The sequence below is a fragment of the Catenulispora sp. MAP12-49 genome, from assembly GCF_041262705.1.
In the GTDB taxonomy this organism is placed as follows: domain Bacteria; phylum Actinomycetota; class Actinomycetes; order Streptomycetales; family Catenulisporaceae; genus Catenulispora.
On record NZ_JBGCCP010000047.1, the window covers coordinates 12,307 to 29,483 of the forward strand.

Annotated in this window: 5 protein-coding genes; 2 read left to right on the forward strand and 3 right to left on the reverse strand. The window is 64.3% G+C overall.

Annotated elements, in window-relative coordinates:
* Window positions 1–56 precede the first annotated feature (56 nt).
* Entirely contained in the window at window positions 57–6,314 is a 6,258-nt protein-coding gene (locus ABIA35_RS44305; protein ID WP_370361990.1) for a carbohydrate binding domain-containing protein, read from the reverse strand.
* A 461-nt stretch (window positions 6,315–6,775) separates the two neighbouring features.
* Window positions 6,776–7,165 carry a hypothetical protein gene (locus tag ABIA35_RS44310; RefSeq protein WP_370346804.1) on the reverse strand — a complete coding sequence of 130 codons (390 nt, stop codon included), beginning with the start codon at window positions 7,163–7,165 and terminating at the stop codon, window positions 6,776–6,778.
* Window positions 7,166–7,253: 88 nt separating this feature from the next.
* On the opposite strand from ABIA35_RS44310, the gene ABIA35_RS44315 reads away from it, so the two are divergent.
* On the forward strand, window positions 7,254–14,318 hold the full coding sequence (locus ABIA35_RS44315) for a DddA-like double-stranded DNA deaminase toxin (RefSeq protein ID WP_370346802.1): 7,065 nt from the start codon (window positions 7,254–7,256) through the stop codon (window positions 14,316–14,318).
* Between the two features lie 138 nt (window positions 14,319–14,456).
* Entirely contained in the window at window positions 14,457–14,972 is a 516-nt protein-coding gene (locus ABIA35_RS44320; RefSeq protein WP_370346800.1) for a hypothetical protein, read from the forward strand.
* A gap of 323 nt (window positions 14,973–15,295) precedes the next feature.
* On the opposite strand, the gene ABIA35_RS44325 is transcribed toward ABIA35_RS44320, so the two are convergent.
* On the reverse strand, window positions 15,296–16,831 hold the full coding sequence (locus ABIA35_RS44325) for a restriction endonuclease (protein ID WP_370346798.1): 1,536 nt from the start codon (window positions 16,829–16,831) through the stop codon (window positions 15,296–15,298).
* Between the last annotated feature and the right edge of the window lie 346 nt (window positions 16,832–17,177).

The window sequence follows — 17,177 nt, forward strand, 5'->3', positions numbered from 1 at the left end:
GCGCTGCCGATACGGCAGCGCCCTTCGGTTGGTTCGGCCGCTATTGCGGCTCCCGGTCAGTTCTTGGTCAGGGTGAAGTCGTCGCAGGCGGAGGTGCCTGCTGTGGATCGGTAGCAGTAGATGTCGACGGTGGTGTTGGTGGGGCCGGTGGTGAATTGGCTGCTGAGTTGGGTCCAGGTGGTGGCGGTGGTGGTGTTGCCGGTGTCGTCGTTGGGGTCGGCGTCGTAGTTCTTGGTGCCGATGTTGGTCACGCCGCCGTCGGTGCGGATCCAGCCGGTGAGGGTGTAGGTGGTGTTTGGTGTCAGGCCGCCCACGATTTGTTCGATGGATCCGTTGCCGCCGGTGGGTGCGTTGATCTGCCCGGCGTAGGTGCCGCCGTGCGGGTTGGTGGTGGTGATTCCGGAGTTGTAGGACGCGCTCCAGCCGGACACGTCACCGGACTCGAAGTTGCCGTTGGCCACGGTTGCCGGGGTTTGGGCGAGGCTGAAGTCGTCGCAGGCTGAGGTGCCTGCTGTGGATCGGTAGCAGTAGATGTCGACGCTGGTGTTGGTGGGTCCGGTGGTGAACTGGCTGGTGAGTTGGGTCCAGCCGGTGTTGGTGGTGGTGGCGCCGGTGTCGTCGCCGGTGTCGGCGTCGTAGTCCTTGGTGCCGAGGATGGTGGAGCCTCCGTCGGTGCGGATCCAGCCGGTGAGTGTGTAGGAGGTGTTGGGGATCAGCCCTGTGACGACCTGCTCGATGGATCCGTTGCCGCCGGTGGGTGCGTTGATCTGTCCGGCGTAGGTGCCGCCGTGGGGGTTGGTGGTGGTGATGCCGGAGTTGTATGCGGCGCTCCAGCCGGCCAGGTTCCCGGTCTCGAAGTCGGGGTTGGCCACGGCCCCTGCCGCCGGCGTGGCCATCAGGGTGAAGTCGTCACACGCGGAGGTGCCTGCTGTGGATCGGTAGCAGTAGATGTCGACGCTGGTGTTGGTGGGTCCGGTGGTGAATTGGCTGGTGAGCAGGGTCCAGGCGGTGGCGGTTGTGGTGTTGCCGGTGTCGTCGTTGGGGTCTGCGTCGTAGTTCTTGGTGCCTATGTTGGTTACGCCTCCGTCGGTGCGGATCCAGCCGCTCAGGGTGTAGGAGGTGTTGGGTTTCAGACCATTGACGACCTGCTCGATGGATCCGGTGCCACCGGTCGGCGCGTTGATCTGGCCAGCGTAGGTGCCGCTGTGCGGGTTGGTGGTGGTGATTGCGGAGTTGTAGGACGCGCTCCAGCCGGACAGGTCCCCGGTCTCGAAGTCGCCGTTGGCGATGGTCGGGCTATTGAGGATGTAGACCTTGTTGGTGGTGGTGGCGTTGACGTTGTTGGAGTCGGTGACCGTGGTGGTCACCGTGTAGGCGCCGGTTGCGGTGTAGGTGTGGGTGACAGCAGCGGCCGTTCCGGTGACCTGGGCCGAGCCGTCGCCGAAGTCGAAGCTGTAGCCGGTGAGGGCGGCGCTTCCCGGGAGAGAGCCTGAAGCGTCAACAGAGACCGGGACGTTGACTTCGCCGGCAGACGGTGTAGCGACCTTTGTGTTCGGTCCGGTGCCGTGATCGGGTGCGGCGAGCAGTGTGTCCAGGCCGATGGTGTAGCCGGATGAGGATGGGTTCTTGCCAGCGACGGAGAACGTGAAGGCATATGTGCCGGGGGCCGGGATGTGGATGGTGCCGAAATTGGTGTCGGCTTCGCCGACCGTCGAGGCGTAGGTGTCCGTGGTGACTGGCAGTGTGACCGGGTTGGTGGCGCTGGTCCCGGCGCCCTGCGCTACGGTGAGCTGGACTTGGCCGTTGCCCGGGCCGACGGTCATCGTGGGACTGATCGTGTAGTCCCCGGCGTAGGGCATGTACCAGTCCACGCCGTAATGATCACCGGTCTTCGTGGCGGCCAGAGTGTAGGCGCTGCCCGAGGCGTAAGCGGAATTGCTGACGACAGAGGCGGTTGCGGTCGCCTGTTCGGAGGTGAATTGGGCGAGCACGCTGCCCTCGACATACTTCTTTTGGTTCAGGCTTGCCGGCGGTTGCCATTCCTGGGCGACGTTGGCTGTTGCCGTTGTTCCGCCGTCGGAGCAGTTGGCGATCCACATCTGCTGTATGCCGGTGCCTTGGAAAGGGTTGTCAAGACATTTTCCAGACGCCGGATTGTAGATGTTCGCCCAGCCGATCTGGGCGTTGGCGGCGGCACCTGGGGAGGATCTCATGAACCAGCGCTGGTTGGGCGCGATATCCCCGTTCGTCATCGGTGCGCAGCTGTTGATCTGTAGTGGGGAGCCGGCCATGGTGCCGTTGCTGTCGGTATAGACAGATTGGACCTCGGCGCACTGCGTCGGGTCGCCGGCCCAGCGGATGGTCCCGTCGGTTTCCACATTCCACGCCTGGGCGGCGCTCCCGTTGCAGACGTACGACCGGATCGGGGTGCCCGGCGCGGTGTTTGCCCGCGCGAGGTCGAGGCACATGTTGTTGGAACCCTGATCGATGCCGAGCATGATGGGACCGCTGCTGCTCACCGTCGGAAGGCCGCTGGACGCCGGCGAAGTCCCGGTGGACGCGCCGTTCAGCGATGCGATGTTGTTGTTCGCGGCCCAGCCGGTGTGCGATTCGTTCCAGTCGGATCCGGTGTTCAGCGCGCTGCCGGAGACGCCGGGAACGAGCGCCAGCTGACCGTCGGACGTGAGGTACCCGAGCGCCGGCTGGCCGGCTTCAGAAAAGCCGCCCTTCGAATCCGGGGGCGTCGGGCTGCCGGGGGACACTAGCGTCGGATACAGACTCGGCGTCAGCTGGCCCTTCGTGCCGACGATTGTGGCGTCGGCCTGGTTGCCCAGGCTCGTCGGGTCCTCGCTGCCGTCGCCGTTTCTCTTGTTCGTGAACTGGTAAAGGGTGCCGGAATTGCCGTCCCGCGCCCACAGGTCCGGCAGCCCGGAGGCGGTGGTCGGGCCCGGTGCTATCAGGTCGGCATTCAGCCAGTTGAAGAACTTGGCGTCGGTGTCCGCGGCCACCAGGACGGGATTGGTCAGCTGGTCGCCTCCCGCCGGGGAGAACATCCAGACGTTGGCGCCGTGGTTGCCGTCGGATTCGATGGTGATGAGATTGGTGCGGCCGGCGAAGGTTCCCGCCTTGCCTCCGGCGGCGTTGCCCAGGGCCAGGATCTGGACCACGTGGCTCCAGTCGGAGGCGTAGCCCGCACAGTTCCCGGAGGCAGCGCTGCGGACGCAGGTCGGGCGTGTGACATTGACCCGCTGGGTCTGGGCGAACATCTCAGCGTTGGCGGTCTGCCCGAAAGATGACTTGTTGAGGTAGTAGGACATCGTGTGAGTGAGGGTGTTGAGGGCGAACAGGTCGTCCACGGTGATGCCGCGTAGTGCTCCGCGGTGGGTGATCAGGGTGTTGGTCCATGAGGTGCCATCGGGTGCCGCTGCCGAAGGGGCGGCTTCGAGGGAGTTGTTAACGTTGCCCAGGATGTTCGGGTCCTCGTTGCCTGGGAACACGACGAGGTGTTTGGCGCCGGTGGTGCTGTTCGGGTCGGGTACCACGGCCAAGACGTCCGGGACGCCGTCACCGGTGACGTCGCCGGGTGTGGCGACTTTGTTGGGGTTGCCGGGCAGGTAGAAGTCGTATTGGGCGACGGGGGATTCGTTGCCTGCGACGTCGACTGCGCGGACGTAGATGGTGTTGTTGCCCAGTGTGGTGACCCCGGCTGGGACAGGGATGGTGGCGTGGGCGGTGTTTCCGTTGGGGTTGTTGGTGTCGTAGCTGGCGACTTGGACGTGGCTGCCGCCGTTGGCGTCGCCGACTTTGGCGGAGTCCTGGTTGATGACGTAGTCGAAGTGGTCGATGTTGACGCCGCCGGTGGTCCCGGTGATTTGGAAGCCTGCGTCGGACATGCCGGCGAACATGCCTGGTGCCGAGTTGTTGCCCAGTCGGGGGAAGTCCGGGGCGGTGATGGCGGGCGGGTCGGGGCTGGTGAATGCCACGGTGAAGTAGCACTGTTGGGTGGAGGAGGCCACGGCGGTGTTCAGGTAGCCGGTGTCGTTGGCGTCTTGGGCGTAGGGCGCGTACAGGTAGGTGTGGCCGTCTTGCAGGTTCGGTTGGCTGGCTGGGCCGCCGTATTGGTAGAGAGTGGGGGAGTACAGCGGTGCTGTTCCGCCACCGACTGATGTTGAGCCTGTGGTGGGGTTGTTGGCGTCGCCGTAGTAGCCGCCGGATGGGAGGTAGTAGACATTCCCCGGCTGGCCTGGTGTGACGTCTTGGAATTCGTAGTTGCTCTGCAGGGGTTCGCTGTTGGAGAGGTCGAAGACGGAGCCGTTGAGGGTGACCTGGTTGCCGATGTTCTTGCGGATGTAGCCGGCGTTTGCGGGGTTGGCAGGCTGCGCTCTTGTGCCGCAGTCGGTTTTCGTGGGTTGCGGGTTGGTCGACACCCCATTGATGTAGGGCGCGGCGGTGTAGGTGACGCTCAGGGAGGCGGTTCCCACGCCACCGTTCACGGTTTCGCTGTGGAACCAGGACCAGTAGTAGGGGTAGGAGGCGGATTCGTAGGGGTCTGCCACCCGGATGCCGATGGTTGCTGTTCCCTCGCCGCCGTTGAAGCCGTTCTGCAGTGCGTCCTTGACTTGTTGGGTGTCGTCGATTTGTACATAGCCGCCGAATCCGCAGCCGCTTGGGGTGCGGGTGCCCAGGAAGAATGCCTGTGATCCGAATGCACCACCGGATCCCTTACCGTCGGTGGCCCATGTCACGGCGTGCACATCGATGGGGCCGGTTCGGTAGAGGTCGAATGGTGGTACCGACGGGCAATTCTGTGCGCCCTGTGCGGTGAGTGTGAGGGTGGCTGAGGTGATGTTGGTGCCGTATTCGTCGATGTAGTTGCCTAGTGTCTGGCCGTTCGTGCTGGAATCCAGGGCGCTGATGGGTCCGTACACGTTGAACGACATCATGCCTTGGATGATGCCGATGGCTGTGCCGTTGACGATGTCCGGGTCCCATCCGGCGCGTACCCAGTTCCCGTTGCTGTTGGAGCCGTTGCTGTAGAAGGACGAGGTTGGCTCCCCGGACCTGATCTCGGCGTATTTGTCGGTCAGGCCCATGCTGATCGGCGGGTCGTAGTAGATGGGGTAGACGGTGTGGGCGTCGGATAGTGTTTTGGGGTCCGGTGTGATGGCGATGTCTGATCCGGTGAGGGCGATGTGCATCGGCGCGGTGTGGGCGCCGTCTGGTGCTGAGGCAGCCGGATCGGTTACGGCCGCCGGTGTGGAGACGGCGGTTTTTGCCTTGGCCGATGCGGTCGCCGGCGTGGAGTCCCACATGAGTGGCGTGCTGCCGACGAAGACCATCTTGTTCTTCGCGTCGGTGACGGACAGGGTGCCGGAGGGGTCGGTCTTGATGGTCAACCCCGGGGCGGTGATGCCGAAGTGGATGGTTTTCAGTGCGGGGCTGGTTGCTGCTTTAGCGTCATGGATGACCAGGACGTCGCGCACGGTCTCGTTTTCGGCGGTGACCTGAAGATCGACGCCGGGTGTGACGTTTTGGAAGATCGCTTTGTCGGCGGAGACTTGCGGGGTCGGTAGCGGACCGAGCGGCCAGGTGATGTTGACCTGGGACGTTCCTGTGCCGATGGTTAACAACGTGCTGGTGCCGCCGTTGGAGATGCTGATATCTGCGGTGGTCGCGGCGGTGTGCAGTCTGCCGTCTTCGCCGACAGACAAGTTTGTGTTTATCGCAACCCAGGCGCCATTCTGCCTGACCCTTTGTGGGGCCAGGGTTTCGGTGAGTGTGAGCGTCCCGTTGGGATTGGCTGCTGTGGTGGAGCTGTCTGTGGTCAGCTCGGGTATGGGAGCTGCTTTCCCAGTGGCTTTGGCTTTTGCCACAGCTGCGGCAGCGGCTTGCTGCGCGGGACTGGCGGGCGAATTTGTGACCGCTGCTGTCTTGTCGGTGGTGGAGGTCACCGATTCCGGCTTGGGAGCGTTGAGCTCGATGGGCTTTGCGTTCGGCTGTTGCGGCTTGGTCGGCTGCGTCGTGGGGTGGCTGTCTGGGGGGTGCGGAGCGGCGTGCGGTGTCGGGCCGGCGGTATGCGCCGAAGCCGGAACCGCGGCGGTCACCGGGCCGAGGGTAGTCGCCAGCGCGGTGATACCGGCGATCCACCAAGACCGGCGCCGGGCGCGTGGCGGCATGCTTCGGCTCGGTGGTGTGGTGTCGGGTCTGGGTCTGGGTCTGGGTCTGGGTCTGGGTCTGGATTTGGGTCTGGTGTAGGTCATCTCGCCCCCTCCTGGGTCAGTACGTCCCCACGCTGTAGCGATGCAGCCGCCCACCCCTGTAAGTGTCGGGTCGCGTAGCCAAAGAATCTTGGTGTGTGAGAACTCTGGTTCGCTATCCAAAACGGGATTCGCCCAAACCTGTTGCTCATACCGCGCGCTGGCTTCTGCGTCAGGAATCCTGTCAGCTGCAAATTCAAGGTTTTGTCAAATAACACCTATGCCAGCCTTCGATATTCGACTGCTGAGGCTCTGGCCTAAACCGTTTGCAGCTGCTAGCGTCCGCCCCTGGTTCGAAGAGATCTTCGATGGGGGCGTCGCCGTGCGCGGGCCTCGGGGTGGGAGTGGATCTTGAGTGGGAATCGGGCTGGCCTGCATCACCGGCGCCGCAGTCGTGCGGCGGTGCGGATGCTGGCCGGGTTGACTGCTGCGACGCTGTCGCTGGGTGTGCTGACCGCGAACTCCAACGGGTTGCCGACCAAGCCCGGCGGTCCGCCCAAGCCGGGCAAATACAACGGTCACGCTTTGGACCTGGGGGTGTCGACGCCGGGTAAGCCGTGGTCGGCCCAGCCGGTGAAGTCCCCGGCGATGCCCAAAGGTGCAGTTGTCACGCCACCGGTGTTTCCCGCGGCCGCCGCGGTCGACATCTCGATGCCGTCCGCGAAGACAGCGGCTGTCGCGGGTGCCGCGACGTCGCCCGCATCGTTGTCGCGGGTGCCTGGTACCCCGGTGCTGATCGGTGCCGCGGCCTCGTCGGCGCCGGAATCTGCCAGGGTCCGCAGCGGGGCAAGCCCTGCTTCGGTGCATGTCACTGTTGCCGACCATGCGCATTCTTCCGCTGCCGGTGTCAACGGCGTGGTCGTGTCGGTGGCGCGCACCGACGGGCAGACGACGTCGGGCTCGGCCACTGTGGCCGTTGACTATTCGGCTTTCGCCCAGGCTTTCGGCGGGGACTTCGGTGACCGCCTGCAATTGGTCTCGCTGCCGGCTTGCGCGTTGACCACTCCGCAACTGGCCTCCTGCAAGACCCAGACTCCTGTCAAGTTCACCCACGACTGGACTCATCAGCAGCTTGTCGCCGGTGTTTCGTTGCCTGCGTCGAAGAGCGCCGCCGATGCGGCTTCGAAGACGGCGCCGGCTCTGGTGCTGGCTGCGACCTCAGCGCCGAACGGCCCTACCGGCACGTACACCGCTACCAGCCTGTCCGCGTCGAACTCCTGGGAGGCCGGTGGGAGCAGCGGCTCGTTCCAGTACAGCTACCCGATTACTGTTCCGCCGTCGATCGGCGGGGCTGCACCGTCGGTGGCGCTGGCGTATGACTCGGGTTCGGTGGATGGCAAGACCACCGCGGAGAACAACCAGCCGTCGTGGATCGGCGATGGCTGGGACTACGCACCGGGATACATCGAGCGGTCGTACACGCCGTGTTCCAAGGCTAAGCCGACTGCGTTCGCCAACAATTCGGAGTCGTGCTTCGCGCTTGATGCCAACGGCAAGCAGCTTCCGGCGTTGACGTTGTCGTTCGGCGCGCATGGCGGGCAGCTGGTCCACGATGATTCGGACACCAGTTTCACCCATTTCAAGCTCGCTAATGACGACGGAACGCAGATCGACCGGCTGACCGGCGCGGTGAACAACGGGACCTCCAACGGAGAGTTCTACCGGGTGCATACCCCGGATGGGACCACTGCCTATTTCGGCGCCGATCAGTTCCCGGTGGATGCCGGCGGGGTGAGCGGCAAGGGTCCGGAGTCGGATTCGGCCTGGACCGAGCCGGTGTTCAACGATCCGAACAACGCCGCGTGCAAGGATCCGACCACCGTGACGGCTGCGGCGGTCCTGAATTGCATGCAGGCGTGGCGGTGGAACCTGGACTATGTGGTCGATCCGCATGGCAATGTCACCGAGTACTCCTATATCAAGGAGATCGGCTGGTACGGTCACGGCACCGGCAGCGCTTCGGTGGCCTATGACCGTGGCGGAGTGCTCAACGAGATCGACTACGGCTGGCAGCGGGCCGACACCATCAACACGAACCCGCCGCCGAACCTGAGCCACGAACCGGCGGCGAGGGTCGTGTTCAACACCGCCAACCGCTGTGTCGACCCGAGCACCGATGACGTGTACAGCAACAATGCCGCTGGCGGCGCTTCCAACGGTGCTGGGCCGTCGGGGTGTGGTGCGGTGGGCTTCGGCCAGTCGTTCAGCGGCGGGATGTTGGACACTCCGGCGGACCAGGCCTGCTCGGGGTCGGCCACTACCTGTACCAACACCTTCCCGACGTTCTGGTCCACGCGCCGGTTGGCGTCAATCGACACCGAGGTCGCGCTCGGCGGCACCTACAAGAAAGTCGACCACTACGACCTGTTCGACCAGTTCCACAACCTGGACACCACCACCGCGACCACAGGGTCGCTGATGTGGCTGGCGGCGATCCGGCACTGTGCGGCCTCGGCGTTGCCGTCCGGTGCGTCCATCTGTCCGGCAGCGAAGGAGGACGGGACGGCAAACCAGGCCACGCTGCCTGACGTCCAGTTCCTCCCGGCTGCCAACCAGTATCAGCGGGTGCCTGGTGTTGTGGTCCCGCCTGGGGATCAGAACCTGCCGAAGTACCAGCGTGAGCGGCTCGGCACCATCTACAACGAGCTCGGTGCGGCGACCACAGTGGGATACGACGATCCCAGCGTCGACTCGAGTACGGGCCAGCCCAACTTCGCTCCACTGGGCTGTACAGCGCCTCCGTCCACGGTGGACTGGCACAACCATCAGCTGTGTTATCAGGAGTATTGGACTCCGCCGGGGACGTCGACGCCGATCACCGACTGGTTCCAGAAGTACGTCGTCACCCAGGTCACTGTCGCCGATGAGACCGGTACCTCCAACAACGTCGTCACCAACTACAGTTACGACACCACGCAGGGTGCGGCCTGGCACTCCAACGACTCGGATCTGGTGACCGACCCGGCGTCACGGACCTACGACCAGTACCGGGGTTTCGCGAAGGTCACCACGACGGTCGGGCAGCCGGGAGATGCGAACCATCCGCAGACCCAGACGGTCACGCAGTTCCTGCGCGGTATGGATCAGGACCCGGACAAGACCGCGGAGACCTCGCACTCCTGTGGGACTGGCGGTGTGGACTGTCCGGGGGTCTCGGTTTCGGACGATTTGAGCGGTGTCCCCACCGTCGACGACAACGCGTTCGCCGGGCAGGTGCTGGAAACGCAGACCCTGAACGGCGCCGGCGGTTCGGCGTGGTCTACGACGGTTACCAAGCCGTGGAAGTCCGACCCGCAGGCCACGCACGACCGTGATCTGCTTCCGGCGTTGCGTTCCCGCCAGTTGGGGACCGCCCAAACCATCACGTCGGTTCCACTGGCAGCCGGTGGCAACCGCATCACGCAGAGCCTGAACTTCTACAACGAGGCCGCAGGCGGGCGTCTGGTCCTGACCGACAATCTCGCGCCGGTGCTGCAGAGCGGCGGCCCAGTTCCCGGCGATGCCACACCGGAGACGTGTTCTCACACGTCTTACGCTGTTTCAGCGCAGCCGTCGTGGATCACCACCGCGGTGTTGCTGTGGATGAACGCCGCGAACCAGAAGCTGGTGCAGACGGCTCCGTGCAACTTCACCGGCTCCGGTGCCCTGTACGTGGGCTCGGTCGCCGGTTTGGAAACGACCAGTCCGCTGAGCGGCGCAGTGGTATCGGCTACTCGCACCTTCTTCGACAACACCACGACGTTCCCGAGCACCGTCACCATCGGCGACGCCACGCGCACCGAAGGCTCGAACTCGCAGGCGTCCGGTGTGCCCGGTTCCTGGACGATGCAGTCCGGAGCGACCTATGACGGCTATGGCCGGGTCCTGACCGCGACCAACGCACTCAATGCGACCACGGCTACCACCTATGTGCCGACCGCCGGTTCGCAAACGGCGATGGAGCTGCCGGTGTTGGTCAAAACGGAATCTGCGGACCCGGTGACCGGCCAGCCCAACCCGGCGTGGACCAGCACCACCACCGCGGACCCGTCAAGGACCGCCGGATTCGTGGACACCACCGATGTCAACGGGCGCCTCACCCACACCATCTACGACGCCTTCGGCCGCAGCACCGCGGTGTGGGGACCGGACCATCCTGTGACGGCGTATCCGAACCAGCCCAACGCCCGCTTCGAATACGTGATCTACGGCCACACCCCCGGCAGCACGTCGCAGCCGTCGACCGTGGAAACAGACACGCTGCGCGACAACGGCACCATCCTGCCTTCGGTCACCTACCTGGACTCCCTCGGCCGGACCCGGCAGGTGCAGACGCTGCCGTCCAGTGACGATCCGGGGCGCGTGGTCACCGACACCACCTACGACACCGCAGGCCGCACCAACATTGTCGCAGGACCCTACTACGACGGGTCCAAGGCGCCCGGCGCCGGCATGTGGACTCCCACCGGTGCCGAGCTGCACCAGAGCCAGACCTACTACGACGGGCTGGGCCGGACCACTGATGTGCTGACCCTGTCCAACTCCACTGAGCTGTGGCGCACCCACACCGCTTACGCGGGCGCGGATCGCACCGACGTCACCCCGCCGGCCGGCGGGGTGCGCACGTCGACCGTGACCGATGCCCGCGGCCTGACCCGGGCCCTCTACACCTACCACTCGACCGATCCCACGGCTGTGCCCTGGGGCAGCACCGATCCCACCAAGGTCGACACCAACAACATCGACGTCACCTCCTACGGCTACGACGCGGCAGGTCACCAGAACCAGGTCACAGACGCCGGCGGCGCCAACTGGCAATCGACGTACGACATGCTGGGCCGCAGGACCGACACCTCCGATCCCGATACCGGCCACAGCCACTTCACCTACGACAACGCCGGCAATGTTCAAACCAGCACCGACTCGCGGGGCATCTCGCTGTACTACAGCCTGGATCTTCGGGGCCGGAAGACGGCCGAATACCAGGGGACGAACACCTCCGGAACCAAGCTGGCCTCCTGGAGCTACGACAGCGTGCCGGCCGTGGCCGCACCGGACTCCGACGGCAAGGGCAACCTGGGCCTGGCGGCATCCTCCAGCCGATACACCACCGGCGCCACAGGCCCGTACACCAACGCGGTCACCGGCTACGACGCCGGCGGCCGACCGCTGGGCACCACTATCACTATCCCCGGCGGGGACAACAACGGGGCACTCGCCGGCAGCTATACGACTGTCAACCACTACACGGACATGACCGGTCTGCTGCACAGCAGCGACCTGCCGACCGCGGGAAACCCGGCCACCGGCGGCCTGGCGGCGAACACCATCACCTACGGCTACAACTACAACGGTCTGCTCATCTCCAACGGCGACAACTACGCCGACCTGCTCACCGACTCGGCATACTCCCCATACGGGCTCATCCAGCGCCGGGTACTCGGCGACTACCCCAGCCAGGTGGTGGCGGACACCTCTTATGAGGCTGCGACACAGCGGGTAGCGAACACCACTGTCTCGCAGCTGGCGTGGAACGCCCCGGTCGACACCACCGCCTACACCTACAACCCGGCCGGACAGATCACCGCCGAGGTCGACGTCCAAGGCACCGCCCAATCCATCTCCAACGGATCGGTCACGGCGACCCCAGCCACCGACGCGCAGTGCTTCACCTACAACTACGCCGGAGCCCTGCGGACCGCGTGGACTGACACAGGCACAGTCACCGGGACCGTCTTCGGAAAGGTGAGCGGCGGCTCCGCCGTGCCCGCCGACCCCACCAGCCTCATCCCCGGGGCGCTGGGCGGCTGCGCCAACACCGCGCCCGCGGCGGGCAACATCGGCGGACCGGCACCCTACTGGGAGCAGTACACGGTCAACTCGGTCGGCAACCGCACCGCCATGACCGCCTACAACAACGCCGGCACAGTCGTGACCAGCCACACCTACGGCTACGGCGTCACCGTCAACGGCGTCACCACCCAACCCCACACCCTGACCAGCACCACCACCCCCGGAACCACCGGCGACCAGTACACCTACGACAGCACCGGCAACACCACCATCCGCGCCGTCAACGGCAAACCCACACAGAACCTGAAATGGGACGCCGAAGGCCGCCTGGCCTCCGACACCGACGGCTCCGGCGCCAACGCCTCCTACACCTACGACGCCGACGGCAACCAGCTCATCCGTCGCGACGCCACCACCACCACGCTGTACCTGGGCAGCAGCGAAATCTATCTGAACAACGCCAACCACACGATCACCGGCAACCGCTACTTCACCGACCCCGGCGGCCCCACCATCGTCGAATCCGGCGGCACCAACCCGACCGTCTCCTACGAGGCTGGCAACACCCAGGGCACCGCCAGCACCACCATCATGGCCAGCCCGCCCACCGACAACACCGGACAGGTCCGAGCCGACCAAGCCGTCACCGCACGCCGCGACTACACACCCTTCAACACCCCCCGCGGCACCGGCAACACCACCGGGCAATGGAACCAGCCCTTCCCGGACGACCACACCTTCCTCGGCAAAACCACCGACACCTCCACAGGGCTCGTCGACATCGGGGCACGCAAATACGACCCGACCACCGGGCGATTCATCTCCATCGACCCCGTGCTCCAGGTCGGCAAACCACAGGCGATGGGCGGCTACGCCTATGCCGGCAACGACCCCGTCAACGCCAGCGACGCCACCGGACTCGACCCCGGCGGCCAGGACTGCGTCACCCTTTCCGGCCAACCCACCACTTGCAGCGCCAGCGGCGCCCCCAACACCTCCAACAGCACCTGCTATCCCACGCTGCCGGGATGCCCGGGGTACGTAGCACCCGCGTCGAACAACGGTGGCGGCCAGCAGCCCGCGGTGCCCACTGCAACCTCGACCAGCAACCTCTCCACCGCGCCTGCTCCCGCCATCCTCACGCCGCCGCCTGTCATTCCCGGCGACGATCCGAACGCACAACGGTCTGGGGGCGACCCGTACTGGGACCTGGCGCCTCTCGCCGCAGGACTGGGAATTGTCACGTGCGCTGCGCTCTGTGAGGAAGCGCTGGTCGCCGCACTGGCCAACCCTGCTGGCGCGGGGACTCTGCTCGCCGTCGCAGCCTGTACCGCCGTCGGCGCCCCGTGTCCTGAGGTGGGCGGAACTGACGATGGCGGCGGCTCCCCTGCGGCGGGGGCATGTGGCCACTCATTTGCACACGACACCCAAGTGCTCATGGCCGACGGTACCGACGAGCCGATCCAGGACGTCAAAGTCGGCGACGAGGTGAAGAACGCGAAGCCTGGTGGCGGTGAAGAGACGCACCGCGTCGACCAGACTCATGTGACGTACACGGACAAGGACTTCACCGATCTCACCGTTGCGACACCGGCTGGCCCGAAGACCATCACGGGAACGCAGAATCACCCCTATTACGACCTCACCACCGGGCAGTTCACGGACGCTGGTCAGCTGAAGCCCGGTGATCGGCTGCAGACAACGGGTAGCAGCTACGCGGTTACCGTGCTTAGCGTCCGCAACTATTTCTCGTCGATGGTCACGTATGACCTGACGATCGACGGCGTCCACACGTACTACATAGTCGCGGGTGAGACGCCAGTACTCGTGCACAACGATGACGAGTCTTGCCCGTGGGTAGCTGCCGCCCGTGCAGCACTTGGGGATCGAGTCGACGGTGGATCGACAACCGGTGCATTGTATAATCAGTCGGGCAATCTTCTTCATGGGGCGATAGAAAGCGGAGGAAGCAGCGATCTCATCGATGAATCTAACGCATTGCTGAAAGACCCGCGGTCTGGCATGCCGTACTTGAACCCCTTGGCGAAGGCGGGATATCCGTCGGCTCAACATCCTGAAACACAGTTCGCGACGTGGATGCGCAACAACCGCGTCAAGGATGCGGTGGCGGTCATCAATAATGACTACGTCTGTCCTCGGGGATCGGGGACAATGGGTTGCCAGCAGGCGGTTGCAGCCATCCTACCGCCTGGCTATACATTGACAATCCAGTTCGATGGCGGCAGTCTGTCGATTCCAGGAAGTTCGCAAATTCCACTTTCACCCTGAGTTGAACTTTCTTCGGCGCTTCGGGGCGGCACGGCCGTGCCGCCCCGAAGCGCCGAAACTTAGAGTAGTAAGCTAGCTTCTGTGCGCTCGCGATCGCACAGAAGCTGGATCTTTTTTGATGGCTGTTAGGGAGTTCAAGTGACTCGAGTGTGGGCGACTAAAACCGATGCAGAGCGTATTCGCTGGGTGTTTGATCCGTGTGTCGGCGTTGGCCCGCTTGTATTCGGAATGAATCCGGGAGAAATTTCAAGTAAGCTGGATGGATTTCCGGGTTCTTTTTTGCGTCGCGACGGAGTGATCCACTACGGGTATTTTCACAGTCTTGGTGTGACGGTATACTTTAAATCTGAGAGACTGTTTTGTGTCGCAATTGATGCGCGAACTGGCCCTCAAGTGCTCTATGGTCAGGTTGCGTTGGTAGGCCGGGTGCCCTCCGAACTCGAGGGCGAATTTATTGCGCAAGCGTCATCGGATGGAATTGATGACTTTTGTGCTACGGGTATGAGTGATATTGGATCGGATGAACTCGGCGTCCTCTTGGGAGTTCAGCGGTCCGGGGACATCCTTCTCTCTAGGCCAATATTTTTGTCTCGCGAATACTCCAAATCAATCTGCGATGAGCAGGTCAGTAGTATCCCCGCTGAGGAGTGGTAGGAAATTATAAGTGTTTGAATTAGATCCAGTTTTGGTCAGTTTAGCTTAGTGGCTGCTGCTGAACCGCGCCTGGGTTTAGATCGCGGCAATAGCTTTGACAGCCAGGTCAGGGCTGTCCTCTGACCTGGTTGTCAAACGGATGGGCATGGCACCATCCCGGTGCGGTTCATCCCGCCCATTCGCGCCCCAGGCCGACGGCCAGTGGATTGTCTTTGATGGCAGGTCTTGCCACACCTAGAGCATGAGGCATCCCGAAAGCAGAAAGCCACGCAGATTCGCGTCCCATATCCTCCGGTTGCGGGGAAGGGTTCGCGCGCGAATTCTCAGTCCGTAGACGGGGCTGAACCGGGAGCCGGGTCCTGACCCGCGTCAGCGAGAGTCCAGCCCTTAGGCAGCTTGGCCAGACTGATCAGCACATCCATCCCGAGATGCTCCTTGAGCAGCGCTAGGAGCTGCCTTCCCTCGATGAGGGTGATGCGTCCGACCTCCTTGGCGAAGTCGTAGCTTGCTGGGCCGAAAGACGACGTGGTGATGACCAAGCCGGTGTACGCCTTCTTCTCCTGCATGGTGCCGAAGAGCGCGCGTACTGCTTCGATGGGGACGGTTTTGGTGTAGCGCTTAGCCTGGATGACCGCCACGCCGCCGATGGCGATGTCGTCGCGCACGGCGACCGCGTCCACGCCGTCGTCGCGGCTGTTCTGCGTCTTGTAGGAGCGGTATCCCATCGCGAGGAACAGGTTCTGGATCAGCTGCTCGAACTCGTAGGGGCTCATCGTGAGCAGGTCGACGCGGGAGTCCAGGCCAGCCAGCGCACTGGCTTCCTCGACGAGCTTGTAGCGTTCGAGGTCGAAGTTCACGATTGGCGTGACGGGTTCGAGGTCGAACGGGTTTGGCGACACCAAGGCTTTGAGGTGATGCAGGCAGCGCACCGGATCCAACCGCGGCTCGTCGAGCTCCACCTGATCGAAGTCTTCCCGCGACGCCAGAAAGGTCACCAGGCACGGGTTCACCGGCTTGCCAGTGGCTGGGTCGGTCGTACGGACATGACCGTTGACGGCGATGGTTTCGACCAACTCGGGTGAAGTGACCGCGGCGGCGTAGTCGGCGACACACAGGGTCATCCGGGCAATGGCGTCCTGGTAGATCTGTTGGACCTCAATAGCCTTGCGCGGCTCGGCCACGATTTCGCCACGTGCCGCGACGTACCGGAAGGATTTTTCGGTGGGGACGCGCTCTTTGCGTGGCAGGTCCACTGCCAGGGTCAGTCGGCGCGTGTCGGGCGCGTACACGACCTGAACAGGCCGGCCACGGCTCAGGAACGTCCGCTCCGCCAAAAGGTCTGCGACACGCGCGGCGTACGCTTCGGCGCCGTCCTCGTCGAATGCCGCGTCGGTGTCCGCCCGCAGATGTTCCAGATCCCGGTCGCGGCCCGACAGGATGCTGGCGATCGCTTCGATGGTGGCGCCGACCCGGCGAGTCCGCTCAGCGGCCTCGTCCTTGAGCCCCTGGACAACCTGCGCCTTTGCTGCACGATTTACCTCGCCGGCCGCCCTTTCCTCGGCACGCTTCTTGTCCCGGGCGTCCTGGGCCTCCTGCTTCTGGCGCAGCGTCTCCCGCTTCTCCATCTCACGGAGCACCTGCTCGACCTGACGAGCGTCGGCAGCTTTCTGTTGCTTCTCCAGCGCCTCTGCTGCCCGCTGAGCCTGCCGGGCCGCCAGTGTCTGTTCGCGGAGCGCGGTCTTCTTCGCTTTCTCCTCAGCGTCGCGCTCTGCCTTTTCCTGCGCCGCTTTCTGTTTGGCCCTGCGCTCCTGCGCCTCGAAGATCTGCTGAGCCAGACCCTTACGCTTCGGACCCGCCACCGGTACCGCCCTCCCGCTCCCCACGAGATACTGCTATATACGAACAATGGCTTGCCCGAGTCCTCGGCGGCTCAACCGAGGATTCATGGACAAGGTGCGCGTCTGGCAAGACACCTGGAGGCCAGCGTCCTGTTACGTCGTACTCGTTCACAACCCGTGATGTGCATTCTTCCTGCTGGTGACCGGGATGCGGGTCGTGGTGGCGCGGCCGGTTCGGATAGGGCACTGCCATCTTGGCGAGGACTCAATTTCCCATCGCACGAAACACGTGGTCAGCTGCAGCCGAACGACGGCTGCGGTGTCGGGCGTGTATTGGACCTACCTGGGCCATGCTGAACGTGGCCAG